The sequence below is a fragment of the Diaphorobacter ruginosibacter genome (assembly GCF_040396215.1).
In the GTDB taxonomy this organism is placed as follows: domain Bacteria; phylum Pseudomonadota; class Gammaproteobacteria; order Burkholderiales; family Burkholderiaceae_C; genus Diaphorobacter_A; species Diaphorobacter_A ruginosibacter_A.
Genome location: NZ_JBEBOW010000014.1, coordinates 1 through 23,206 on the forward strand (window position 1 = coordinate 1; position 23,206 = coordinate 23,206).

Sequence of the window (23,206 nt, forward strand, 5' to 3'; positions counted from 1 at the left end):
AGGGCTTGTGGGACGGAGCCGTTGAGGACGGGGGAGGTATCGTCCGTCGTGCTGCTTGGTTGGCATACATCGGCGCATAGGGTGTCTTCCCATAGGGAAAACGGAAATGTCGTAGATTGCGTGCACGCTATTTCGCGCATTCACTTCCGTGCAGTTCATTGCTCATGAATACTCTCATGTCCTCAGCTCCTGTCAGGCTCAAGATCGATTTTGTTTCGGACGTATCCTGTCCATGGTGCGCCATCGGGCTGCATGCGCTGGAGCAGGCGGTGCAGCGTGTGAAGGATCAGGTGCATGTCGACCTGCACTTCCAGCCGTTCGAGTTGAACGCGGACATGGCTCCCGAGGGTGAGGATGTGACCGAGCATCTGCAGCGCAAATACGGCGCGCCCGCGGAGCAGATGCGCAGGAATCAGGAGGCGATCACCGCGCGTGGCGCGGCCCTTGGCTTCACGTTCGACATGGACAAGCGCTCGCGTATCTACAACACCTTCGATGCGCACCGCTTGCTGCACTGGTTGCAAGAGGAGGGTGCGGGCGGGCAGCAGCGTGCGCTCAAGCATGCGTTGTTCACCGCCTATTTCACCCATGGCGAGAATCCAGGCGATCATGCCGTGCTGCTGCGGATCGTGCGTGAACTGGGCCTTGACGAGGCCCGGGCCAGGGCCATTCTTGAATCGAACGAGTATGCCGATGATGTGCGCGAGCGCGAGGCGTTTTACCACCAGCATGGGATCAACTCGGTGCCTGCCGTGATCGTGAACGACCGGCACCTGATTCAGGGCGGGCAGCCGGTGGAGGTGTTTGAAGAGGCGCTGAGGAAACTGGCCGCTCAGGGCTGAGTGTTCTCGCGCGGCGGGGCAGGGGTGCGAGCCGAGCCTGCCGCGCCCGTCATTCCCCGCCCGTCATTTTCTGAGCGGGATGACTGTCGAGTGCGGCACCGGCACTGCGGACACCGAGTTCTGCGGGGAGCCGTCGATCAGCTTGTCGGAGTAAGTCAGATACACCAGGGCATTGCGCTTGGCGTCCACCATGCGCACGACGCGCAAGCGCTTGAACAGGATCGACATGCGTTCGCTGAAGACTTGCTGCTGCTGCCTGAGCGGCTGGGGAAAGCCGATGGCGCCCACCTGGTGGCAGGACAGCGACGCTTCGGCACGGTCTTCGGCGAGGCCCAGCGTACCCTTGACTCCACCGACGCGCGCGCGGGATACGTAGCAGGTCACGCCTTGCACGTCCGGGTCGTCGTAGGCTTCCACGATGATGTCGTGGTCGCGGCCAAGGAGCTTGAAGGCGGTGTCCACGGAACCGATTTTCTCGCCGTCGGCGGCCAGCGCCGGGATCGAGAGACAAGCCAGCGCGATGGCGGGCAGCAGGGACTTGCAGATTGGATTGCGCATGGCTTGTCGTCGCGTTGGATGAGCGTGCAGGATGTGCTGGAGCGCGGCCCGGCCTGTCTTACCTGGCCTGGGCGCAGCGCTCGGAGAGGTGGGCGAGCGCTTCTTCCACCTGATCGACCAGCACCAGACACAGATCGCCGCCATTCAGGCGTTCCAGCGCGTGATCGATGGCAATGAACTCGCCGTGGATCTCGGTGCTGTAGGTCGTGCGCGGCGCGCCTTCGAGGCCTTGCCTGAGCAGGGCCAGCACCTCGCCGTCCTCGCGCCCGCGCTGGCAGGCGTCCTGGTACAGGATCACGTCGTCGAAGTATTGGCCCAGGATCCGGGTCTGTTCGACGATGTCCTGGTCGCGGCGGTCGCCCGCGCCCGAGATCACCACGCTGCGGCGCTTGCCGGGCATGGCTTCCACGGCCTGCGCCAGGGCGCGGATGGCGTCGGGGTTATGGCCGTAGTCGGCGATGACGGTGGCGCCGCGATAGTCCATCACGTTGAAGCGCGCGGGCGCGTTGTCGCTGTCATTCATGAAGCCCGCGAGGCCGCGGCGAATGGTCTGCCAGGGCAGGCCCGATGCCCATGCGGCGCCGATGGCCGCCATCACGTTCTCGACCTGGAAGGTGATCATGCCGCCGCGCGTGATCGGGATCTCGCGCAGCACGATGGTTTCACGCCATGAGCCTTCGGCGGCCACGATGCTGTCGCCGTCCACGTAGATCACGCGGTTGCCCTGCGCGCGGTGCGTCGCCATCACGGGGTGATGACGGTCCGCGGCGAAGAAGATGACCTTGCCGGGACATACGTGGGCCATGGCCGCCACCAGCGGGTCGGCGGCGTTGAGCACGGCGTAGCCGTCGGGTGCGACGTTCTGCACGATCACGCGCTTGAGGACCGCGACGTCTTCCGCCGTGGTGATGAAGTTCAGCCCCAGGTGGTCACCCGCGCCGATGTTGGTGACCACGGCGACCTGGCAGCGGTCGAAGCCCAGGCCTTCCCGCAGTATGCCGCCGCGCGCGCATTCGAGCACCGCGGCATCGGTTTCGGGGTGGGCCAGCGCATTGCGGGCGCTGCGCGGCCCGGAGCAGTCGCCGCTGTCGATCTGCCGTCCGTTGACGTAGACGCCATCGGTGTTGGTCATGGCTGTGCGCCAGCCATGCGAGGTGAACAGGTGCGCGATCACCCGGGTGGTCGTGGTCTTGCCGTTGGTGCCGGTCACGGCGACCAGCGGGATGCGGCCGTCCTGACCTGGCGCGAACAGCTCATCGACCATGGGCGCTCCCACGTTGCGCGGCTTGCCGAAGGACGGCGCCAGATGCATGCGCAGGCCGGGCGCGGCATTCACTTCGACAATGCCTCCGTTTTGCTCTTCCAGCGGCTTGAGCATGGTCTCGCAGACCACGTCCACGCCGCAGATATGCAGGCCGATGGTCTGCGCGGCTTCGATCGCGCGCGCCGCGATCTCGGGGTGCACGTCATCCGTCACGTCGGTGGCGCTGCCGCCGGTGGACAGGTTGGCGTTGTTGCGCAGAACCACGCGCTGGCCCTGTTCGGGAACGGACTCGGGCGTCAGTCCTTCGGTTGAGATGCGTGCGATGGCGATATCGTCCAGCCGGATCTTGGTGAGCGCCGTGCCGTGGCCGGAGCCGCGGCGCGGGTCGCGGTTCACGATCTCCACGAGTTCGCGGATGGTGTGCTGGCCGTCGCCAAGCACTTGCGGAGGCTCGCGGCGGGCGGCAGCGACGAGCTGGCCTCCCACCACCAGCAGGCGGAAATCATGGCCGGGCAGAAAGCGTTCGACCATGACTTCATCGCTGAACTCCTGAGCGACCTTGTAGGCTGCTTCGAGGCCTTCGCGGGTCGTGATGTTGACCACCACGCCCTTGCCCTGGTTGCCGTCCTGCGGCTTCACGACCACGGGCATGCCCACTTCCTGGGCGACGGCCCATGCGTCTTCCAGGTCCTGCACCGGGCGGCCCATCGGCACGGGCACGCCGGCCGCGTGCAGCAGGCGTTTGGTCAGGTCCTTGTCCTGCGCGATGGATTCGGCCACGGCGCTGGTCTGGTCCAGTTCGGCGGCCTGGATGCGGCGCGCCCTGGAGCCCCAGCCGAGCTGCACGAGCGAGCCCGAAGTGAGGCGGCGAAATGGAATGCCGCGCGCCACGGCCGCGTCCACGATGGCTCCGGTGGAGGGCCCGATGCGCTCGTCTTCATCGATCTCGCGCAGTTCGGCAATGGCCTTGCCGGCATCGAACGGCGTATCGTCCAGCGCCGCGCGCACCAGGGCCTCGGCGTACTCCATGGCCTTGCGGCCGACGCTTTCCTCGGTGTATTCGACCACGACCTGGTAGGTGCCGGGCTCCACGGTTTCGTGCGTGCGGCTGAAGGTGACCGGGCAGCCGGCCTGCGCCTGCAGCGACAGGGCGGCCACTTCGATCACGTGGGCGAGCGACAGGCGCTGGTCCGCGCCATGCGGCTGCAGCGTGCCGATTTTCGGGAAGCGCGCGCGCAGGCGGGCCTCGAAACCCGTGATGTCGGAGTACACGCACTCGTTGGTGTCGCAATGGACGATCGCCTCGATCGCGGTATTGCGGCTCCAGAGATTCGGACCGCGAAGGGCTCGTGCGCGGGTAACTTGCATGTTGTTTCTTTCCTTGATGCGCTGCCGCGGCGAGCGCGGCATTGCAGAGAAATCATCTTGTCGTGTGATGGGGCGGACGATCAGGCTGCGTTGTACTCGAAGGTCTTGATGCCCGCGCCGATCAGGTCGGGGGCGATGTCCATCGACCAGGCGGCGGCGATCGCCGCCAGCAGCGCGGGCGTATCGGGCTTGCGGCCTCCGGGCAGCGACAGCGCCTCGAGCGTGCCCAGCACGCGCTCCTGCGGGCCGGTCGCCAGGACCACCTGATTGTTCCTGACGAATACCGCGCGGCCTTCCGCGTTGTCCTCGCGGTGCCTGGCGATGTGGGCATTGTCCGCATGCTCGGAGTACAGCAGCACTTCGCCGTCGCACAGGCGCGCGAGATCGGCCACCTGCTCGATGTCCGCGTTGAGCACTCCCGCGCCTTCGTCGAGCACCACGTCGATCTGGGTGCGCATCACGCGGGTCATCTGCTTTTGCTCATGGATGTCGTGGTCGGCCAGCGTCTCGAATCCGTCCATGTCGGTGACCACGCCGACCAGGCAGCGGTCATAGGCCAGGCCTTCCTCGAGGATCGAGCGCGCGGTGGTCTCGATCACGGCGGCCTGGGCCAGGCGGTTGGTCAGCAGGCGGTGAGCGCCCGCCCAGTTGGCGGTGTTGGTGCGCTGGGTCTGGCGGTTGTTCAGGAACATGCCCTGTTCGCTTGCCACGCCCGTCAGCCTGCCCGAGAGCTGGAGCAGCCAGCCGGTCAGGCGTGCGGTGAATGCGTTCTCGCGCGTGCCGGCGATGCCGACGATCGGGATGCGGCCGGTGCCCGCGCCTTCATCGGTTGTCGGGAACAGGTGCTCGACGATGGCCTGTCCCACCGGGCGCGGCGCGCCGCTGGTGGGTTTCAGGTGCATCAGCAGGCCGGGGCCGGCGTTGACTTCCAGGATCGCGCCCTGGCCCTTCATGGGCTTGGAGACGTCCTGCAGGATCATGTCCATGCCCGCGATGTCCAGGCCCACGATCTTCGCGGCCAGCGAAGCGTAATAGGCGACGTCGGGGTGGACCTCGTCGGTGCAGTCGATGGCCATGTTGCCGTTGCGCTGCAGCAGGATGGATTCGCCCTGTGCGGGAACCGATGCCGGCGTCACGTTCTGGCGCTTGAGCTCCAGCTTGACGGCGGGCGCATCGAGGTTGATCCAGTCGAGCGGATACTCCTGCTCGGGGCCTCGGCGCGGGTCCTGGTTGACCACGGCGACCAGCTCTGCGAGTGTGGATTTGCCGTTGCCCGCGACACTCACGGTCTCGCCGCGGCACGCTGCAACCACCTTGCCGCCGACGACGAGCAGGCGGTGCTCGGTGCCGTTGATGAATTTCTCGACGATCACGTCGGAGCCCTCGGGCTCGGCCAGCGCGAAAGCCGCCTTGATGTCATCCTCGGCGTGCAGATCGAGCGTCACGCCGCGCGCGTGGTTGCCGTCGGAGGGTTTCACCGTCACCGGAAAGCCGATGTCCTGCGCCACTTCCCAGGCTTCCTCGGGCGACTTGACGATCTGGCCTTCGGGCACCGGCACGCCGCAAGCCGTCAGCAGGCGCTTGGTGAAATCCTTGTCCTGGGCAATGCCCTCGGCGATCGCGCTGGTCTGGTCGCTTTCGGCCGTCCAGATGCGCCGCTGCGCCGCGCCGTATCCGAGCTGCACCAGGTTGCCGTCGTTCAGGCGGATGTGCGGTATGCGGCGTTCACCTGCGGCATCGACGATGGAGCCGGTGCTCGGGCCGAGGTAGCGGTCGTTGATGTCGGTCTTGATGGCATGGATGGCGGGCTTCAGGTCGAACGGCTGGTCGTTGATGGCCGCCATGATCAGCTTGTGGCCCCAGAACAGCGCCGTGCGCGCCACGGACTCCTCGGGGCAGCGGAACACCATGCGGTAGACGCCGCGCCTGGAGATCTCGCGTGTCTGGCCGAATTCGGCGGGCATGCCCGCCAGGTTCAGCAACTCGATGACGATGTGCTCCAGCACGTGGCCCATCCAGGTGCCATTTTTCAGGCGCAGCAGGAAGCCGCCGCGCTCGCCCACGCCGCAGGTGTGCTCGATCAGGTCGGGCAGCCAGGCGGTGAGGCGTTCGTTGAAGCCGGGGATCTTGTTGGACGGATAGTCTTCCAGCTCTCCCAGATCGAGCCAGACCTCCAGTACGGGGCGGTAGGTCCAGACGCTGGGGCCGCGCAGGTAGGTTGTGCGCAAGAGTTGGATATCTTTGAATGTCGCCATGGATTGCAACTTGTGAATGCGTGAAATTCAGACGAAGCCATGGGCTTGAAAAAAGCCCACCCGCGAACGCCGACGTGTGTGCATTGTGCTCGCTAATTATTGCTGGTGCGAAAGGATGTCAGCGGGAAACGGGCCGGGCGCGTTACTAAAGGATGCCGCTGCGCGGCCACGGGAATCGGACACAATCCGACTTCCAGCCCGGATAGTCTTCCTCGAAGATTGAAAGGCAAACAATAAACCAAATGCAAAATCAACATCCTTTGGACGCCTCGGGTGTCATGAACGGCCCGCTGGGCACCGGCTTGCGGGCCGGACTCGCTACAGATGAGAACGTGCTCGCGGCACTGCAGGTTGACTTGACCCAGGACTTGCGTTTCCAGCAGGGGCTTCTGGCGTTGACCACATCGCGTTTCATTTTCCGCAATGCGGAAGGGCAGGAGCAGGAGTGGCCGCTGGAGGCGGGCATGTCGCTGCGCCTGCTGGATCACGGCGGCGTGGGGACGCTGGAGTTGCATACCGAAGCGCGGCGGCTGGCCCTATGGCGCTTCCGGCTGGGCCTGCACCCGCAGGCGCTGGTGTTGATGCAAAGATTTGAAAAGCTCGAGCGCCGGCTCGAAGCCCTCCGCAACGGCGAATCCCTGCCTGCGGAATCCGACGAGGACGAGGCCCTGTGCCCGACCTGCCGCACGCCGCTGCCGCCCGACAGCGATGAATGCCCGGCCTGCGCCCGCCAGCAGGCCCCGCATACCTCCACCTGGGTGCTGCTGCGCCTGTGGCGGTTCGCCAGGCCCTACAAGAATCAGTTGCTGCTCGGTTTCATGCTGACGCTGGCGGCGACGGGCGCGCAACTGGTGGCGCCCTATCTGACCATTCCCATCATGGACAAGATCCTCATTCCGTTCCAGAACGGCGAGAAGATCGATCCAGGCATGGTCACCTACTATCTTGGCGGTCTCCTGGTGTCGGCCCTGCTGGCGTGGGGACTGGGCTGGGCGCGCACGTTCGTGCTGGCGCGCGTGTCCGAGCGGATCGGCTCGGGACTGCGCACCACGACTTACAACCACTTGCTCAAACTTTCGCTTGATTACTACGGCAGCAAGCGCACGGGCGACCTGATGGCGCGCATCGGCGCCGAAACGGACCGCATCAACCTGTTCCTGTCGCTGAATGCGCTCGATTTCGCCACCGACGTGCTCATGATGCTGATGACGGCGGTGATCCTTTTCTCGATCAATCCCTGGCTTGCGCTGGCCACGCTGGTTCCGCTGCCGTTCATCGCCTGGATGATCCATCTCGTGCGCGAACGCCTGCGCACCGGCTTCGAGAAGATCGACCGGGTCTGGTCGGAGGTGACCAATGTGCTGGCCGACACCATTCCCGGCATCCGCGTGGTGAAGGCGTTCGCGCAGGAAAAGCGCGAAGCGGACCGCTTCGCGGACGCCAACCTGGCCAATTTGCAGGCCAACGACAAGGTGAACAAGACCTGGTCGCTTTTCACTCCCACCGTCACCTTCCTTACCGAGGTGGGCTTGCTCATCGTGTGGGCGTTCGGTATCTGGCTGGTGGCCGGCGGCAGCATCACGGTGGGTGTGCTCACGGCCTTCATCGCCTATATCGGGCGCTTCTACAGCAGGCTCGATTCCATGAGCCGCATCGTCTCCGTCACGCAGAAGGCGGCGGCCGGCGCCAAGCGGATTTTCGACATTCTCGACCACGTGAGCAATGTTCCCGATCCGCAGAACCCGGTGCGCCTGCAGAACGTGAAGGGCGCGCTGACCATGGATGATGTGAGCTTTCGCTACGGCAGCCGCACGGTCATCAAGCACCTGGACCTGCAGATCAGGCCCGGCGAGATGATCGGGCTGGTGGGCCACAGCGGGTCGGGCAAGAGCACGCTGGTCAACCTGATCTGCCGCTTCTACGATGTGAGCGAAGGGTCCATCCAGCTCGATGGCGTGGACGTGCGCCGCATATCGGTCTCCGACTTTCGCCGCAACATCGGACTGGTGCTGCAGGAGCCGTTCCTGTTCTTCGGCACGATCGCCGAGAACATTGCCTACGGCAAGCCCGATGCCACGCGCGAGGAGATCGTCGCTGCCGCGCGCGCGGCGCACGCGCATGAGTTCATCCTGCGCCTGCCCCACGGCTACGACTCGCTGGTCGGAGAGCGTGGCCAGGGCCTCTCCGGCGGCGAGCGCCAGCGCATTTCGATCGCGCGCGCGCTGCTGATCGATCCGCGCATCCTGATCCTCGATGAAGCCACGTCCGCGGTGGACACCGAGACCGAGAAGGAAATCCAGAAGGCGCTCGACAATCTGGTCAAGGGCCGCACGACCATTGCGATCGCCCACCGCCTGTCCACGCTGCGCAAGGCCGACCGCCTGGTGGTGATGGACCGCGGTGAAATCGTGGAAGTCGGCCCGCACGACGAACTCATGGCCAGCGAGGGCGCGTACTGGCGCCTGTACATGGCGCAGGCGCGCCGCGCCGAGGAGGATGCCGAAGCCGCGGGCGTGGTGATCGATGCCGCCTCGCGCGTTGCCACGGCCGAGCCAGTGGCTGAACGAAAGAGCGCATGATGAGCGCGCTGGACCAGAAGGTGGAACACATGACCACGCACAGCCCGGCCCCGGGCACTTCCATTTCATTCGCGCTTTCGCGCAATCCGCATGGCCGACTGGTGTTGACGCTGGCTGACGGCGTAGAGCACGTGGGCGTTCTGCCGGTGCGCGCCTTTCCCATCTCCGCCCCCAATGACGGCTTGTCATTGTTCGGCACCGACGGCCATGAGCTGGTGTGGATCGATCATCTCGATCAGCTGTCCGCCGGGCAGCGCGGCCTTGTTGAAGAGGAGCTCGCGGCGCGCGAGTTCGTGCCGACGATCGAGCGGCTGCTGCATGTGTCGAGCTTCGCGACGCCGAGCACCTGGACCGTGCAGACCGATCGCGGAACGGTCGATCTGGTGCTCAAGGCGGAAGAGGACATTCGCAAACTGCAAGGCCGGACCCGGCTGCTGATCACCGCGAGCGACGGAATGCAGTACAGCGTCCCCGACGTGACCGCCATGGACAAGGCCTCGCGCAAGCTGCTTGGACGGTTCCTGTGATTCTCTTCAATCCCTGATTGCGCGGCGCGTCATTTCCCGGTGCGTCATTTCCCGGCGCGGGCTGCCGCCTGCGCCTTGGCCTCCTCCCGTGCGGCGCGATATTTGATGGCGAATGCGCGCACCTCGTCCAGGGTGATGAACCCATCGTGGTTGGTGTCGGCCTCGTCGAATGCGGCATACAGCTTGGGCACGAGGGCAAGCTCCTTGCGGCTCAATTTGCCGTCGCCATTGAAGTCGAGCATGTGAAACTGCTGGATGGCCTTGATCTCGCCCTTGCTCATGGGGGCGCTTGCCGCTTTGGCTGGATCTTCGGCAGCCTTGGCGTCCGCCATGGCGAGCGGGGAGAACAGGGTCAGGATGGCCGCCATGGCGGCGCTTGGAGGGCAGGGGCGAAGAGGGAAGGGCATGGGATCGTTTCCTTCATTATCGTCATGAGCGGAAAGAGCGCAACGAGCCTCATGAACCGATGAAGCAAGTGCCGATGGTGCCACGTTGGATGTTTCGGCGGCGCGCGAGTGCCCGGGCTTTGCACAACTTTGCCGGGCTCCTCATTTCACTCACAAACCAAGGTGCTGCGGGCCGTTCTCATGGGTTGGCGATGCCGCTGCTCACATGCCCGGCCGGGACGTGGCGCGCCGCCGATGCGACGTGGCCTGTCTGGTCGTCGAAGAAGAAATCCGGTTCGAACTCGCGCAGGAACGGGCCCTTTTCCAGGCCGCCGAGGAACATGGCCTCATCGACGGCGATGTTCCAGTTCATCAGCGTGCGGATGGCGCGCTCGTGGGCCGGGGCGCTGCGCGCGGTCACCAGCGCCGTGCGGATCCGCATGCCCGTGCTTGCCGCCTGCTGCAGGCGGTGCAGCGCGGCCAGCAAAGGCTTGAACGGGCCTTCGGGCAGCGGCAGCGAGGCCTTGTCCACTTCGTGGCGCTGGAAGGCGGCCAGCCCGTCGCGCTGAAAGACCTGCTCGGCCTCGTCGGAGAAAAGCACAGCGTCGCCGTCGAACGCAATGCGCACTTCATTGGGGTGTGAATCGCTTGCCCGGACCGAGTCCGTGAAGACGTGCGCGGCGGGATGCCCGAGGCGCAGCGCCTGCGAAACATCCTTCTCGTTGGCCGAGAGAAACAGGTGCGCGCCCAGCGGCCGCAGATACCGGAACGGCGCGCCGCCCTGGGTGAACACACCGCGCTGCAGCGGGATGCGGGCCGCCTGCGTGGAGCGGAAGATCCGCATGCCGCTGACCGGGTCATTGCGCGAGAGCATGACCACTTCGACACGCTGGCGCTCGGCGGTATTGAAGGCGAGCAGCTTCCTGACCAGCGAGAAGGCCACGCCGGGGCGCGCCGGAATGTCCAGCCGCTCCAGCTGCAACTGCATGTAGGCTTGCGGATTCTCGGCATCGAAGAGGCGGTTCTCCTCTTCGAAGTCGAACAGGGCGCGCGAGGAAATCGCCACCACCAGTTGATCGTCGAGCGTGATTGGCATGGGCGGGCGTTTATTTCACGAACTGGTTGAGCTGGATGATCGGCATGAGCACCGCCAGCACGATCAGCATCACGATCAGGCCCATGCCAACGATCAGCAGCGGCTCCAGGATGGTGGCCAGTTGCATGGCGCGGCGCTGTACTTCGGTGGAGAGCTGGGTTGCCGCGCGCTGCAGCATCAGCGGCAGCTGGCCGGTCTGCTCGCCCAGGCGGGCGAACATCGACACCAGGCCGGGAAAGCGCTTTTTCTGCGCGATGGCCGATGCCAGCGGCGCGCCTTCGCGCACCAGCACCAGCGCATCGAGCGCGTCCGCGCGCATGGCGCGGTTGTTGAGTGTCTCCGCTGCCGCCTGAAGCGCCTTCAGGATGGGGACCCCCGCGCCCGCCAGCATGGCCAGGGTGCCCGCGAAACGCGCGGCGTTGTAGCCGCGCGCGAGCTTGCCGATGAGCGGAAGATTCAGCCACCACGCATCGAACACCGCGCGAAAGCGCGCACGCGCGAGCGCCGCGCGCATGGCGACCGCGCACACGATCACGACGCCGAGCATGAGCCAGCCGTAGTTGCGCACCAGGCTGCTGAGCGCCAGCATGGCTACGGTCAGCGCCGGCAGCGCGCGCTTGGTTCCGGCGAATACGTTCGCCACCTGCGGCACCACGTAGCCGACGAGAAACAGCACGATGACGATGGCCACCAGCGTCACGATGGCCGGATAGAGCGCCGCGCCGATCAGCTTGGCGCGCAGGGCCTGGCGTTCTTCCAGATCGTCGGCCAGCTTGTCGAGCACCTCGCCGAGATGGCCGCTTTGCTCGCCCGCGCCGATCACCGCGCAGAAGATGTCCGAGAACTCGCGCGGATGCTGCGCCAGCGCCTTGGCAAACGTGGAGCCTGCGTTGACCTCGGCGCGCAGGTTGGCGACGAGGTGGCGCTGGCGGTCGTTGTCCGCTTCCTCGGACAGCGCGCTGAGCGCGCGCTCCAGCGGCAGCCCCGAGACGATCAGCCCCGCCAACTGGCGTGTCCAGATGGCGAGCTGCGTGGAGTTGAAAACCGGGCGGGCGAGCAGGCGCTGGCCGAGCGGTGCGTGAGCGCCCGCCTGACCGGCGGCGAGCGCTTCCACCGCCAGAGGTACGAGGGCCTGGGCGCGCAGCAGGCTGCGAGCGGCCTTGGGACTGTCGGCGTCGATCGTGCCTTTGCGGGTCTGGCCTTCGGCGTCCAGTGCTTCAAAGGAAAAGGCGGGCATGCGTAATGGGTTCGGGATTCGGCAGCGCCAGGAACCCCGCAACGGCATTGCGATCAGGTCAAGGCGCCAATGCCGTGATGGTAGCGGTTTGGCGAGACGCTGCCATGCGGCCATGCCCGACGACGGGGTGAAACCCCGTTCGGATTCAGCTTCGGGCGGCGTCCGCTGCGATGTCGAGCGAGCGCAGGCGCAGCTCAGGATCGAACACGTCGCTCACCAGCATGAACTCATCGGCACCGGTCGCTTCGGCCAGCGCCTCGAAGCCCTTGCGAACCGCCTGCGGGCCGCCGATCACGCCAATGGCCAGGAAATCGGCGATGGCTTCGCGCTCGCGTGGGCCCAGTTCCTCGAAATAGTTTTCCACTGGCGGCTGGAGCAGCCCGCGCCGGTTGGTGAGAATGCCCAGCACGCGCTGGAATGTGCTGCTCGCGAGGTATTGCGCCTCTTCATCCGTGGGCGCGGCGATCACCGGAACGCCGATCATCACATAGGGCTTCTGCAGCGTTTTCGATGGCTTGAAGCGGGCGCGGTAGATCTCGATGGCGGGCATGAGAAAGCGCGGAGCGAAGTGCGACGCGAATGCGTAGGGCAGGCCCTTCTCGGCGGCCAACTGCGCGGAGAACATGCTGGAGCCGAGCAGCCAGATGGGCACCTCGGTGCCGGCTCCCGGCACGGCCGTGATCGCCTGGCCCGGCTGCGCGGGCGCGAGCAGCCGCTGCAGCTCGGACACATCGCGCGGGAAATCCTCCTCGGTCTCGATGCGGTCGCGGCGCAGCGCGCGCATGGTCGCGCCGTCGGTTCCAGGCGCGCGGCCAAGGCCCAGGTCGATCCGGCCCGGATACAGCTCCGCCAGGGTGCCGAAAGCTTCCGCCACGACCAGCGGCGCGTGATTGGGCAGCATGATGCCGCCCGAGCCTATGCGCATGGACCGGGTGGCGCCCGCGATATGGCCGATCAGCACGGCAGTCGCCGAGCTGGCTATGCCAGGCATGTTGTGGTGTTCGGCGAGCCAGTAGCGGGTGAACCCCAGTTGTTCGACGTGTTGCGCGGTGCGCACGGCGATGGACAGCGCATCGGAAATGCTGCCTCCTTCCCGAACGGCCACCAGGTCGAGCAGGGAGAGCGCGGGTAGTCTGGATGAACTCATTCCGACATTGTGTGAGGCCTGCAAAAACTCCGCTGAACAGGGATATTCGTTCGGGAATCCTTCCCCATGGGGGGCGATGTGCGGCCCTGACTGTCGACGGGTTTGCTGGCGAAACGGGATGGTTGATAAATGTTGACAAATCTGATGTGTATCAAATCGATACGGCGGAACTTACACTCCGCATCAAATGGAAGCACGGACGCCATTCGTCATCGACAGGAGCGGCCTGGATGTGGATAATAGGTTGTAATTAACGTATGAAAAATACAATTTAAATTAAATATGGCAGTGGCGCTTTCCTGCTGTATCTACCCATTTCTTCGACGGATATTGCGCCGATGCCCGGAGGCATAACCCAGGGAGGGGAAATGAACTTCTTGAAACGATTGTTTTCGTCATCGTCCCCAAGCCGCCCATCCACGAAGTCAGGCCAACCTGAGGATTGGACGACGGTTCCAACGCTGCAGGCGAGTGAGCTGGTGGTGTTCGGCGATGAGATGAGCCGTCTGTCCGCGGAATTCGACATCGAGGCGCTTATCGTGAGCCACGAGCGCTGGATGCCCTGGCTGTGGCAGGCCCTGGGCGGCCAGGTGGATGCGCAACTGCGCCCCGAGGTGATCCGCGACGATTGCAGTTCGGAGCTGGGCGCCTGGCTGCATGACGCGGGGCAGAAGGCGCTGGGTCATTTGCCCACCTACAACCTGCTGCTGGCGCGCAATCGCTATTTCCATTTGAAGGCCGCAGAGCTGATCGGCCTGATCGAGCAGGGCGATCAGGCGCTCGCGCGGCAGACGTTCAAGCAGTGCGAGCACGCATCGCGCCAGATCGTGCTGTTGCTCAAGGAACTCAAGCGCAGCCTGGTGCGCAACGCGGCCCCCGCCAGGAAGCCGACGGCGCCAGCACGCGGCTAGAGAGTAGAGAGGCGCGGCCGCCGCGGCATGTCAGTCGCGGGTCACGCGCAGCACTTCCTCCATGCTGGTGATGCCGGCGTCGACCAGCCGCTCGCCGTCGGTGCGCATGAGCGTCATGCCGTTGGCCAGCGCGCGATCGCGGATGTCGGATTCGCTGGCCTGCCCGTGGATCTGCGCGCGGATTGCATCATCCACTTCCAGCAATTCGAAGATGCCGGTGCGGCCGCGATAGCCGGATGGATCGCTGGCGTCGAGCTTGCGCACCAGGCGCTGCGCGAGCACGCCCAGCAGCGAGCTGGACAACAGGAAGGGCTCCACGCCCATGTCGGTGAGCCGCGTGATGGCGCTGGCCGAATCGTTGGTGTGCAGCGTGGCCAGCACCAGGTGGCCGGTGAGCGATGCCTGGATGGCGATCTGCGCGGTCTCGAAATCGCGGATTTCACCGATCATGATCACGTCGGGGTCCTGGCGCAGGATCGCGCGCAGGGCCTTGGCGAAAGTGAGGTCGATCTTGCTGTTGATCTGCGTTTGCCCGACGCCCGGCAACTCATATTCGATGGGGTCCTCGACCGTCATGATGTTGCTGCTGGATGCGTCAAGCCGCGAGAGCGCCGCGTACAGCGTCGTGGTCTTGCCGGAGCCGGTGGGGCCCGTCACCAGGATGATGCCGTGGGGCTGCGCGGTGAGCCGCTCGAACTGCGCGAGCACCGGCCCCTGCATGCCCACCGATTCGAGGCTGAGCTTGTTCTCGCTCTTGTCCAGCAGGCGCAGCACGGCGCGCTCGCCGTGGGCGTTGGGCAAGGTGGAGACGCGCACGTCGATGGCGCGCGTGCCAAGCCGCAGCGAGATGCGGCCGTCCTGCGGCAGGCGTTTTTCCGAGATGTCCAGGTCGGCCATGATCTTCAGGCGCGAGATCAGCGCGGCGTGCAGGGCGCGGTTGGGCTGGACCACTTCGCGCAGCGTGCCGTCCACGCGGAAGCGCACGCTGGAATGGCGTTCGTAGGGCTCGATGTGGATGTCGCTCGCGCCATCGCGCACGGCCTGGGTGAGCAGCGCATTGAGCATGCGGATGATGGGTGCGTCGCCGGCGGATTCGAGCAGGTCCTCGACCGCGGGCAGTTCCTGCATCATGCGCGAGAGATCGGCGTCGGATTCGACTTCGCTGACCACCATCGCCGCGCTTGAATCGGACTGGGAATAGGCAGCGCTGATGCGCTGCGCCAGCGTGTTGTTGTCCAGCTCGGCGAGCTGCTGCACCGGGTGCTTGCGCAGTACCTCGGACAGCGCGCCCATGTCGGGCGCCGCCGCGTGCCACAGCACCAGCTGATGGCCATCGTCCTCCAGCAGCAACTGGGCAGATCGCGCGAAGGTGTAGGGCAGGGGGTGGCGCATGGGCGGTGGTCTATCGGTTTGTCGGGTGCTCTTGCGGTGGCGGCGCAGCCGCTGCCGCCTTATTGCGGCGTGAAGTTGGGGTCCTGCACGCTCCAGTTGGTCTGCTCAGGCTTGGCGGCCTTGGGCGCATTGGGCACCATGGGCAGCAGCGGCCCCGGAACCGCCTTGGCCTGCGGGTCGGCCTTGGGCGGCGTGGTCTGGGTATTCAGGGGCGGCAGCACGGGCGCTTCGCTGACCGCGCGCATCATCGTGCTGTCCGCCGGCTGGTTGCCCATCTGCATCGCGCGGATGGCCTCATACCGGTCCTGCACCAGCGCGTCGCTGGTGGCGTCGTCGCGGATCACGATGGGCCGCAGGAAGACCATCAGGTTGGTCTTCTTGCGCTGGCGCTGCTCGTTGCGGAACAGGCCGCCGACCAGCGGCAGGTCGCCCATCACCGGCACCTTGTCCTGGCCGAGCGCATACGAGTCCTCAAGCAGGCCGCCGATGACGATCACGTTGCCGTCACGCACCAGCACGGATGACTCGATCGAGCGCTTGCTGGTGGTCGGGCCATTGGTGTTCGTCGTCGTCTCGTCATTGACCTTGGAGACTTCCTGGTACAGCGAGAGCTTGACCGTGCCGTTCTCGCTGATCTGCGGACGCACGCGCAGCATCAGGCCGACGTCCTTGCGCTCGACCGTGGTGAAGGGGTTCACGGTGGAGCTGCTGCTGGAATTGGCATAGGAGCCGGTCACGAACGGCACGTTCTCGCCGATGATGATCTGCGCTTCCTCGTTGTCGAGCGTCAGCAGATTCGGCGTGGACAGCACGTTCGCGTCGCCGGTGTTTTCCAGGAAGTTGGCGAGGGCGCCGAGGTAGTACTTGCCGTTGATGCGAGGCGCGACGGCGATGTTCATGCCCGAGGCCAGCGAGGAGGAGGACAGCGAACTGGCCGTGCTGGAACTGCTGCCCAGGCCCGCCGCGGCCAGCGCGAGGTCGATGATGTTCGAGCCGCTCTGGCTGGAGTTCATGCCGATCACTCCCAGCGTGCTGCCGTAGTTGCCCAGGACGCCCTGCCACTGGATGCCGAACTCGGCCACCTTGTTGGCGGAGACTTCCACGATCAGGCTCTCGATCAGCACCTGCGCGCGGCGGCCGTCGAGCTTGTCGATGACGGCGCGGATCTGGCGGTACTGCGGCTCGGGCGCGGTGATGATCAGCGAGTTGGTCGAAGGGTCGGCCTGGATCTGTCCACCGGTGGACGGCTGGTTCTGGGAGCCTTGTGAATTGCCGAGGCTGGAGGCCGTGCCCGACCCCAGCCCGCCGCCGCTGTTGCTGCTTGCGCCGGATGCCTGCGTGCTGCTGCTTGCGCTGGAGAGGCTGCCCAGGCCGCTGCTGCCGCTGTTGGAGAGCTGGCCTGAATTGTTGCCGGAGCCGGAGCCGCCGCTGCCCGCGGAGCCGCTGGAGATGGCGGCGCGCAGGGTGGCCGCGAGCTTGACCGCATCGGCGTTTTTCAGATAGACGACATGAATGTTGCCCGTGGCCGCCGAACTGCCGATCACCGGGGCCTGGTCGAGCTTGGCCACGAGCGAGCGCACCAGGGCCAGCCGCGCCGGATTGGCGGCGCGCACGATGAGCGAGTTGCTGCGCGGTTCGGCCAGCAGCGTGGTGCGGTATGAGGAGTCGCCCTGCGCGGCGGCGCCCGCTGGCGCACCGGGGGTGCCGGCTGCCGTTCCCGCGCCCGAGCCGTCCACCAGCTTCTGCACCAGCGGCGCCAGGTCGGAGGCGATGGCGTTTTCGAGCGGGATCACTTCCACGTCGCTGGCGTTGGAGACGTCCATGGCCGCGATGATGCGGGCCATGCGCTGCAGGTTGTCCGCATAGTCGGTGATCACCAGCGAGTTGTTGCCGGGATTCACGTTGATGGTGTTGTTGGGGCTGATGAGCGGGCGCAGCACCGGCACCAGATTGTTGGCGTTCTCGAAGTTGAGCTTGAAGATCTGCGTGACGACCTGCCCGCCGCCAGGCGCGGCGCCCGAGCTGCCCTGGGTGACCGTGACCATGTTGGTCTGCAGCTTCGCGTCGGCTTCCGGCACCACCTTGTAGAGCCCCGCCGACTCGACGATGGTGAAGCCCTGCAGCCGCAGCGCGGCCAGAAACTGCTGGAAGGCCACATTGGGCTGCACGGGCTTGTCGGTCACCAGCGTCAGCTGCCCTTTCACGCGCGGATCGACCACGACGTTGCGGCCGGTGATGGTGGCGATCGTGCGGGCCACCGCGTCGATGTCGGCGTTGGCGAAATTCAGGGTGACGGGCTCATTGGACTGCACGCTGCCCTGCGGGGCTGAAATCGCGTGCATGGGAGCGCCGGCGCACAGCAGCAATGCACTGGCGGCAAGGGTGTGCAAGGCAGTCCGCAGGCGGTGTCGAGGCATAGGAGTCATAGGGTCAACCCACGGTGAGTATGGAGCGGTCGCCGGCGCGCCGCCCGATGATGTTCAAGAGATTGGCAAGCGCGGCTTCCCGCCCGGGCGCGGCCGAGGCCTCGCCTCTGAAGCGCAGCTTCGGCCCCAGCCATTGGCCGGTGCCGCTGAGCAGCAGGGCGCCATCCAGCGTGGACAGTTTCACGGCGGGCGTGTCGCCGCCGTCGAGCGTGATGCGGTAGCTGCCCATGGGGCGCAGCGTGGAGAGCTTGGAGGAGACGTCCAGCGCATCGAGCTGGACTGTTCCCTGCAGCGCCATGCGGCCCGCGTGCCAGCTGATCTGCAGATTTTGCGTGGACAGCGCCAGCTTGCCCTGCGGCTGGATCGTGTTCCAGGGCGTGCCCAGGCCGCCGAGAACGGCGGCGGGCCAGTGGCTTTCGTGATTGGCCACCATCAGCTGCATGCCGTTCCAGCGCAGCCGCGCGCGTGCCTGGACCGGCGCCGTGGTACAGCAGTCGGAGCGCAGCTCCACGTTGACGCCGGCCAGCGCGGGACGCAGCCGCCAGTCCAGGCGGCCGGGCAGGGCGGCTTCGTCGGTGCTGCCCTGCCCGCCGGTCAGGACGAGCTGGGCCGAACCGTTCCAGATGGTGCCTCGCGGTTGCTGCAGCTGCACATGGCCTTGCGTCGCATTCCGCACGCTGGATGCGAGCCAGCTGGCCGGCGCATTCAGGCCGAGCACCGTCAGCGCGCCGAGCAAGCCGCCCAGCACGGCCCAGCCGCGCGGAGAGCGGGCGGTATCTGCGGGTCTGCGTTGCGATGAAAGCTGTTTTCTGGCCACGGGTTCGGGAAACTGGTTTGCGTTGTGCCGGTTGGATGGTGTGTCAGAGGGACGGCGGAAGCGACATGATCAGCGTTCCGTCCCACCGCACGGGAAGGGTTGGCGCGTCGCCCCTGGCTCCCCCATGGCGGGTCAGCTTGGCCTGTATGGGCACGGCGCGTGCCGTGTGGCGCACCTGTGCAAGCCATTGGGCCAGCGGCGCGGCCGCAGCGCCCTTGAGCGTGATGGTCGCACGGTCGGCGGCGATGGAGACCTGGGCCGTGTCGCCCAGCGCCTTCGACAATGAGCTTTGCAGTGAGCGTACGGCATCGTCGCCCTGGATACGCGGGGCTTTCTGCAGTTCGAGCGCTTCCTGCTGCAGGCCGCGTATGCGCTGCAACTGCGCGTCGAGAAGGGCGTGCGCCTCGGGAGCCGTGCGAAGCGTCTTGAGCGCGGGGGCAAGCGCCACCCACCAGACCAGCGCGCAAGCCACGACGATGGCGGCGCCCATGACCAGTATCTGCTCGCGGGCGCCCAGGACGTTCCAACGCTGCCGGAGGATGTCCAACCCCTTGAATTCCTTGAATTTCTCGATCATGGCCTGCCCTCCAACGCGCGGATCCGGATCTGCCGGTTCTGCAGGTCCGCAGCGAACCCGTCGCTGCGCAGCCGCTGGTTCATGGCGCTGAGCTCATCGGGACCGAGATCGATGCCGCCGAGCTTGAGTTCCGGGCTCGTATAGTCCACCTGTGCGGGAATCTGTCCTTGAGGCAGGGCAACGCCGGCAGCCGCCATCAGGGGTTCCAGGTCGCGGGGCGACACGCTGCCGGCGGCCTGCCGCAGCCGGGCCACTTCGCGTTCCATCTGCACGGGCGCATCCACGATGACTTTCACGCCTGGAAATGTCTGCTGCAGGATGCCGCGGACGCCGGCCTGCTTGGCGTCGAGCGCCTGGCGCTCCTTGAAGGCCCAGAGGTTCAATCCCGCGATCTGCGCGACGACGGCGATGCCCAGGGCCCAGCGGGCCGCACGCCACTGCGGCGCGCGCGCAAAGCTGTTGACGGCGCTCCCGACGCTGCGCAGGGCGCGCGTGCGGCCACTGCTGGCCAGTTCGAGCTGGGCGAGGTTCCAGGAGCCGCGTGCCGCGGCGAGCGAGCGCTGGCCGATGGTGGCGATCTCCACGGACCGGCCCGCCATCTGCTCGGTCAGGCCCGCCATGGCGGGATCGGCGAGAACACGCGGCGGGGCATCGTTTGCATCGTGCCGCATGCCCAGCGCCAGCGTGGCGGCGTTCAGCGGCAGGACGGCGATGGCCTGGCCGGGGCCTTGCAAGGTGAGCACGAGCCGCGCATCTTCAGGCACGCCGAGTACATGGATCTGGCGTTCGTTGGGGACACCGTGTGCCCCCGGGGCGAATTCGGGAACGATGCGGCTGACCGCGTGTCCCGCCGCTTCCAGCCATTGGAGGTGTCCGCGCAGCCATGCGCGGTCGCATACGGCCACCCACGCCGGAGCGCCTGCGGCGGCATCGGGCTCGAGCGCGAAATGCAGATTGCCCGGGTCATCCAGAACCTGTTCTTCGAGCAATCCCTCAAGCACGGGCCGCAGGCGCGCGGGTGTTCCCAGCGCGCCCTGCGGCAGCGTGACGCGCTGCCACGAGAGAGCGCGCGCCGGCACCACGACGACCACTTCGCCCGTGCGGCCGGCATCGGGCAGCAGGGCGGCCGCGGCGCTGGCATGGCGGATGGCGGTGTGGCCGTCGGCGGTGAGCGTGTAGCTATAGGCGGCGGCCGGCCCCGGCGAACCCGGGGGCAGGGAGATGATGAGGATGCTCATGACTTGTTTTCGCGCGCCATTTTAGGCGTCGCACGTGACAGTGGCAGGCATCGTTTGTACGCGGTGATCAAGATTTGCCCAGTGTATCCGCCGAGTTGCGCAGAAAGCCGCCCCGCTCGCGCCAGAGCGTGCGCGTGTTGCTGCCGCGCTGTTTGTAGACCAGCGAGCGTTCTTCCACCACGGTCTGGTCGATCCGCATGCGGCCGCGCACTTCGAAATAGTTGGACTTGACATCGAAAAGCGCGCTGCCGAGCACGGTGGAGTCGCTCAGCAGCTTGCCCGCGCTGTCCACGCTCTTGAAATAGCTGGAGGCGCGGGCCTGGACCAGCCGCTGCGCGTCCGACATGTCCAGCCCGACGGCGCTGGCCCAGATGGTCTCGGCATCCGCGGTGTTGATGTTCAGGGTCGTGGCGTTCGGCAAAAGCGTGACGAAGGGCGCCAGTGTCTCGATCGTGGAGGGCTGCACGCCCCACCAGGTGAGCTGGCCCACGCTTTGCGGCATCAGGGGCGCCTGCGAACTGCTGCTCTGCGCCAGTTGGGCCTTCAACAGGTTCTGCGCAATCCGGTTGAGTTCTTCCTTTGACAGCCCGAGGTATTCGAAAAGCCGGGAAAACTGCTGGAGCGCGACTTCGTTGACGGTCTTGTCGGCCACCAGGTTGCGCAGGTTCATGCGTGACTGCAGATCGGTGATGCGCCCGGAGAGAAAGGCGTTTTCCGTGTCGGCGGTGGCCGCTCCAGGGTCGGATACATTGCCCTGCGCGGACAGGAAGGTGGACAGGCGTGCTTCCTCCAGCGGGATCGACCATGGCTCGGTGAGGTTGTCCGTGCCGTCGCCACGGGCGAGCGCGTCCTCGCGCAGGATCAGGCGCGACCAGTCCAGCGCGCCCACCAGGATCCAGGCCGATTGAATGCGGGCGCGCTCCGCCGATTCGACCTCGATGGTGCGCCACTGCTGCCACATCGCGCTGGCCGCGAAGGTGGCGACCAGCGCGACCGTGAGCATCGCGGCCAGCAGCGCCGCGCCCCTTTCCGGCGGACGGTTGGTGGTGGGCCTGCGCGCCGGGCTCATGACTTGTTCCCGCCCAGCAGGGGGTTGACCCAGTCCTGCGTGATCGTGCCGGAGATGGCCATGCCTTGGGGCAGCCTGATCTGCAGGCGGATGCCCTCGGGGATGGAGGCGGCTTCCTTGCTCAGCCCGCCAAGGGTCTGCTCGGCATACGAGCCGCCGGAGCTTGACAGCGCGTTGGCCCAGGCGCCGCCCACGAAGTAATAGAGATGCCATTCGCCCAGCGGGAAAAGCCGTGTCTCGCGCTGTGTCTCGCTGCTGGAGGGAGTGCGCGCCCACTGTGCGGCGCGCTGCCAGGCGGCGTCCCAGTCCGCGAGGGTGTTGACCGGCGGGGACTGCCAGCGCAGCCACTGCTGTGATCCTCCCGATTCGCGCAGCGCCCAGGCCACGACGATCGCGCCCTGCTCGGGCTGCTGCGAGCTGCGGCGCGTGAGGCGCAGCACCTGGCCGTCCCAGCTCAGTGGCTGCGTGTTGCCGATGGCCATCAGCGCATCAAGGTCGGAGCTCCATTGCGCAAGCGCGTTCTGGACCACCACCAGTTGATCCGAATGCTCCCTGGTGATGCTTTGCGAGCGCGCCATGCCGTCGAGCCCGCGCCAGCTCAGGAGGGCCATGAGCGAAAGAATGACGATCGCCACCATCAGCTCGACCAGCGTGAAGCCGCTGGACAGGGCGGGCCGTGGGGGGCGGGCGTGGCGCGGGTGCGGCATGGGTTTGCGGTCAGTACCTGCCGACGATGGTCGAAACGCGGATCACCGGGTATCTCTCGTCATAGACCTGTGCGTCCACGCGGCGGAACTGCGGGTTGGGCAGCGGAGAAACGGTGGTCACCACCTGGTACTGGCGGCCCGCCTGCTCGCATGTGGTGCGCGAATCGCCAAAGGATGGCAACTGGCGCGAGAGGCGGGCCTTGACGAGTTCGTTCTGCGCGCAGACGTGGCCCAGCATGACGTCGGTCTGGCGCATGGCATTGGTCGCCAGGGCCGACGTGGCCTGCGATCCGGCCATCATCGCAATGGCCACGATGGCCAGCGCGACCAGCACTTCGACGAGCGTGAAGCCGGCCTGCCGGCGGGATGGGCCGCGCGCCGTCATTGCAGCGACTCCACGGTGAATGCGCGCACGCCGTCCGTTGCAACGCGTATGGCGCGGTTGGGGTAGGCCTCGTTGACGATCCATACCTGCTGCGCGCTGATGATGGGTTCGGGGCCGAGCCAGAGCGTTGCCGGCCCTGTGGTGCGCGTGCCCGCGAGCAGCCATTGATCCGGCATCCGCAAGGTGGGCAGGCCTTCGAAGACGAATCCGCGCTCGGTGGACCGCCAGCGCACCGCGGTTCCCGAGGCGCGCGATTGCGCCCTCGCGCTCTCCAGCAGCACGGCCAGCCGCTCTCCCTCCCGGCGCAGCTTCACGCCGCCGTTGTCGCGCAGCGCGAAACTCACGCCGACCGTGGCCAGCGCGATGATGGACATCACCATCAGCAACTCCAGCAGGGTAAAGCCGCGGCTCGCGCGCATCATCGC

Annotated in this window: 20 protein-coding genes; 4 read left to right on the top strand and 16 right to left on the bottom strand. The window is 66.4% G+C overall.

Features of this window, described 5'->3' with window-relative positions; all coding sequences use genetic code 11:
• Positions 1-176 precede the first annotated feature (176 nt).
• Complete coding sequence (locus ABWP92_RS03505; protein WP_353233965.1) at positions 177-842, top strand: DsbA family oxidoreductase; 666 nt, start codon at positions 177-179, stop codon at positions 840-842.
• Positions 843-905: 63 nt separating this feature from the next.
• Here ABWP92_RS03505 and ABWP92_RS03510 read toward each other — a convergent pair whose 3' ends face one another.
• The 3 genes from ABWP92_RS03510 to ABWP92_RS03520 all read right to left on the bottom strand — a co-directional run bounded on the left by ABWP92_RS03510 (position 906) and on the right by ABWP92_RS03520 (position 6,287).
• A complete protein-coding gene (locus ABWP92_RS03510) occupies positions 906-1,400 on the bottom strand; it encodes a CreA family protein (protein WP_353233966.1) in 495 nt (164 codons plus the stop codon).
• 58 nt (positions 1,401-1,458) lie between these two features.
• The gene (gene cphA / locus ABWP92_RS03515; RefSeq protein WP_353233967.1) at positions 1,459-4,032 is read right to left on the bottom strand and encodes a cyanophycin synthetase; all 2,574 of its coding nucleotides are present in this window, start codon (positions 4,030-4,032) and stop codon (positions 1,459-1,461) included.
• An 80-nt stretch (positions 4,033-4,112) separates the two neighbouring features.
• The gene (locus tag ABWP92_RS03520) at positions 4,113-6,287 is read right to left on the bottom strand and encodes a cyanophycin synthetase (RefSeq protein ID WP_353233968.1); all 2,175 of its coding nucleotides are present in this window, start codon (positions 6,285-6,287) and stop codon (positions 4,113-4,115) included.
• Positions 6,288-6,529: 242 nt separating this feature from the next.
• Between ABWP92_RS03520 and ABWP92_RS03525 the strand changes: the two genes are divergently transcribed.
• Complete coding sequence (locus ABWP92_RS03525) at positions 6,530-8,866, top strand: cyanophycin metabolism-associated ABC transporter (RefSeq protein WP_353233969.1); 2,337 nt, start codon at positions 6,530-6,532, stop codon at positions 8,864-8,866.
• Positions 8,867-8,895: 29 nt separating this feature from the next.
• Entirely contained in the window at positions 8,896-9,393 is a 498-nt protein-coding gene (locus tag ABWP92_RS03530) for a cyanophycin metabolism-associated DUF1854 family protein (RefSeq protein ID WP_353233995.1), read from the top strand.
• Positions 9,394-9,437: 44 nt separating this feature from the next.
• Here the strand turns inward: ABWP92_RS03530 and ABWP92_RS03535 are convergent, their stop codons facing one another.
• The 4 genes from ABWP92_RS03535 to ABWP92_RS03550 all read right to left on the bottom strand — a co-directional run bounded on the left by ABWP92_RS03535 (position 9,438) and on the right by ABWP92_RS03550 (position 13,259).
• Complete coding sequence (locus tag ABWP92_RS03535; RefSeq protein ID WP_502907440.1) at positions 9,438-9,800, bottom strand: EF-hand domain-containing protein; 363 nt, start codon at positions 9,798-9,800, stop codon at positions 9,438-9,440.
• Between the two features lie 178 nt (positions 9,801-9,978).
• A complete protein-coding gene (locus tag ABWP92_RS03540) occupies positions 9,979-10,875 on the bottom strand; it encodes a 5'-nucleotidase (RefSeq protein ID WP_353233970.1) in 897 nt (298 codons plus the stop codon).
• Positions 10,876-10,885: 10 nt separating this feature from the next.
• On the bottom strand, positions 10,886-12,112 hold the full coding sequence (gene gspF / locus ABWP92_RS03545) for a type II secretion system inner membrane protein GspF (protein ID WP_353233971.1): 1,227 nt from the start codon (positions 12,110-12,112) through the stop codon (positions 10,886-10,888).
• 145 nt (positions 12,113-12,257) lie between these two features.
• Positions 12,258-13,259 (bottom strand): LLM class flavin-dependent oxidoreductase, encoded by a 1,002-nt coding sequence (locus tag ABWP92_RS03550; RefSeq protein ID WP_353233972.1) that lies wholly within the window; start codon positions 13,257-13,259, stop codon positions 12,258-12,260.
• 497 nt (positions 13,260-13,756) lie between these two features.
• Between ABWP92_RS03550 and ABWP92_RS03555 the strand changes: the two genes are divergently transcribed.
• Positions 13,757-14,170, top strand: a complete 414-nt coding sequence (locus ABWP92_RS03555) for a hypothetical protein (protein ID WP_353233973.1) — start codon at positions 13,757-13,759, stop codon at positions 14,168-14,170.
• 30 nt (positions 14,171-14,200) lie between these two features.
• Here ABWP92_RS03555 and ABWP92_RS03560 read toward each other — a convergent pair whose 3' ends face one another.
• The 9 genes from ABWP92_RS03560 to ABWP92_RS03600 form a co-directional block, all read right to left on the bottom strand.
• Positions 14,201-15,562 (bottom strand): GspE/PulE family protein, encoded by a 1,362-nt coding sequence (locus tag ABWP92_RS03560; RefSeq protein WP_353233974.1) that lies wholly within the window; start codon positions 15,560-15,562, stop codon positions 14,201-14,203.
• Between the two features lie 59 nt (positions 15,563-15,621).
• On the bottom strand, positions 15,622-17,988 hold the full coding sequence (gene gspD, locus ABWP92_RS03565) for a type II secretion system secretin GspD (protein WP_353233975.1): 2,367 nt from the start codon (positions 17,986-17,988) through the stop codon (positions 15,622-15,624).
• Positions 17,989-17,992: 4 nt separating this feature from the next.
• The gene (gene gspN, locus ABWP92_RS03570) at positions 17,993-18,805 is read right to left on the bottom strand and encodes a type II secretion system protein N (RefSeq protein ID WP_502907441.1); all 813 of its coding nucleotides are present in this window, start codon (positions 18,803-18,805) and stop codon (positions 17,993-17,995) included.
• 43 nt (positions 18,806-18,848) lie between these two features.
• Positions 18,849-19,382: a type II secretion system protein M gene (locus ABWP92_RS03575; RefSeq protein ID WP_353233976.1), complete on the bottom strand. Its 534-nt coding sequence runs from the start codon at positions 19,380-19,382 to the stop codon at positions 18,849-18,851.
• The gene (gspL, locus tag ABWP92_RS03580; RefSeq protein ID WP_353233977.1) at positions 19,379-20,620 is read right to left on the bottom strand and encodes a type II secretion system protein GspL; all 1,242 of its coding nucleotides are present in this window, start codon (positions 20,618-20,620) and stop codon (positions 19,379-19,381) included. The genes ABWP92_RS03575 and gspL overlap by 4 nt, the downstream gene beginning before the upstream one ends.
• A 67-nt stretch (positions 20,621-20,687) precedes the next feature.
• A complete protein-coding gene (gene gspK, locus ABWP92_RS03585) occupies positions 20,688-21,689 on the bottom strand; it encodes a type II secretion system minor pseudopilin GspK (protein WP_353233978.1) in 1,002 nt (333 codons plus the stop codon).
• Positions 21,686-22,396, bottom strand: a complete 711-nt coding sequence (locus ABWP92_RS03590) for a PulJ/GspJ family protein (protein ID WP_353233979.1) — start codon at positions 22,394-22,396, stop codon at positions 21,686-21,688. The genes gspK and ABWP92_RS03590 overlap by 4 nt, the downstream gene beginning before the upstream one ends.
• Before the next feature lie 10 nt (positions 22,397-22,406).
• Positions 22,407-22,781: a type II secretion system minor pseudopilin GspI gene (gene gspI / locus ABWP92_RS03595; protein ID WP_353233980.1), complete on the bottom strand. Its 375-nt coding sequence runs from the start codon at positions 22,779-22,781 to the stop codon at positions 22,407-22,409.
• A complete protein-coding gene (locus tag ABWP92_RS03600; RefSeq protein WP_353233981.1) occupies positions 22,778-23,200 on the bottom strand; it encodes a prepilin-type N-terminal cleavage/methylation domain-containing protein in 423 nt (140 codons plus the stop codon). The genes gspI and ABWP92_RS03600 overlap by 4 nt, the downstream gene beginning before the upstream one ends.
• Positions 23,201-23,206 lie beyond the last annotated feature (6 nt).

Coding starts and splice junctions, on each gene's coding strand:
- ABWP92_RS03555 (WP_353233973.1), top strand. CDS start 13,757: ATGAGCCGTCTGTCCGCGGAATTCGACATCGAGGCGCTTATCGTGAGC.
- gspF (WP_353233971.1), bottom strand. CDS start 12,112: ATGCCCGCCTTTTCCTTTGAAGCACTGGACGCCGAAGGCCAGACCCGC.
- ABWP92_RS03600 (WP_353233981.1), bottom strand. CDS start 23,200: ATGCGCGCGAGCCGCGGCTTTACCCTGCTGGAGTTGCTGATGGTGATG.
- ABWP92_RS03540 (WP_353233970.1), bottom strand. CDS start 10,875: ATGCCAATCACGCTCGACGATCAACTGGTGGTGGCGATTTCCTCGCGC.
- ABWP92_RS03520 (WP_353233968.1), bottom strand. CDS start 6,287: ATGGCGACATTCAAAGATATCCAACTCTTGCGCACAACCTACCTGCGC.
- ABWP92_RS03530 (WP_353233995.1), top strand. CDS start 8,896: ATGACCACGCACAGCCCGGCCCCGGGCACTTCCATTTCATTCGCGCTT.
- gspD (WP_353233975.1), bottom strand. CDS start 17,988: ATGACTCCTATGCCTCGACACCGCCTGCGGACTGCCTTGCACACCCTT.
- ABWP92_RS03590 (WP_353233979.1), bottom strand. CDS start 22,396: ATGCCGCACCCGCGCCACGCCCGCCCCCCACGGCCCGCCCTGTCCAGC.
- gspI (WP_353233980.1), bottom strand. CDS start 22,781: ATGACGGCGCGCGGCCCATCCCGCCGGCAGGCCGGCTTCACGCTCGTC.
- ABWP92_RS03510 (WP_353233966.1), bottom strand. CDS start 1,400: ATGCGCAATCCAATCTGCAAGTCCCTGCTGCCCGCCATCGCGCTGGCT.
- ABWP92_RS03535 (WP_502907440.1), bottom strand. CDS start 9,800: ATGCCCTTCCCTCTTCGCCCCTGCCCTCCAAGCGCCGCCATGGCGGCC.
- ABWP92_RS03550 (WP_353233972.1), bottom strand. CDS start 13,259: ATGAGTTCATCCAGACTACCCGCGCTCTCCCTGCTCGACCTGGTGGCC.
- gspL (WP_353233977.1), bottom strand. CDS start 20,620: ATGAGCATCCTCATCATCTCCCTGCCCCCGGGTTCGCCGGGGCCGGCC.
- ABWP92_RS03560 (WP_353233974.1), bottom strand. CDS start 15,562: ATGCGCCACCCCCTGCCCTACACCTTCGCGCGATCTGCCCAGTTGCTG.
- ABWP92_RS03505 (WP_353233965.1), top strand. CDS start 177: ATGTCCTCAGCTCCTGTCAGGCTCAAGATCGATTTTGTTTCGGACGTA.
- ABWP92_RS03575 (WP_353233976.1), bottom strand. CDS start 19,382: ATGATCGAGAAATTCAAGGAATTCAAGGGGTTGGACATCCTCCGGCAG.
- ABWP92_RS03525 (WP_353233969.1), top strand. CDS start 6,530: ATGCAAAATCAACATCCTTTGGACGCCTCGGGTGTCATGAACGGCCCG.
- cphA (WP_353233967.1), bottom strand. CDS start 4,032: ATGCAAGTTACCCGCGCACGAGCCCTTCGCGGTCCGAATCTCTGGAGC.
- gspK (WP_353233978.1), bottom strand. CDS start 21,689: ATGAGCCCGGCGCGCAGGCCCACCACCAACCGTCCGCCGGAAAGGGGC.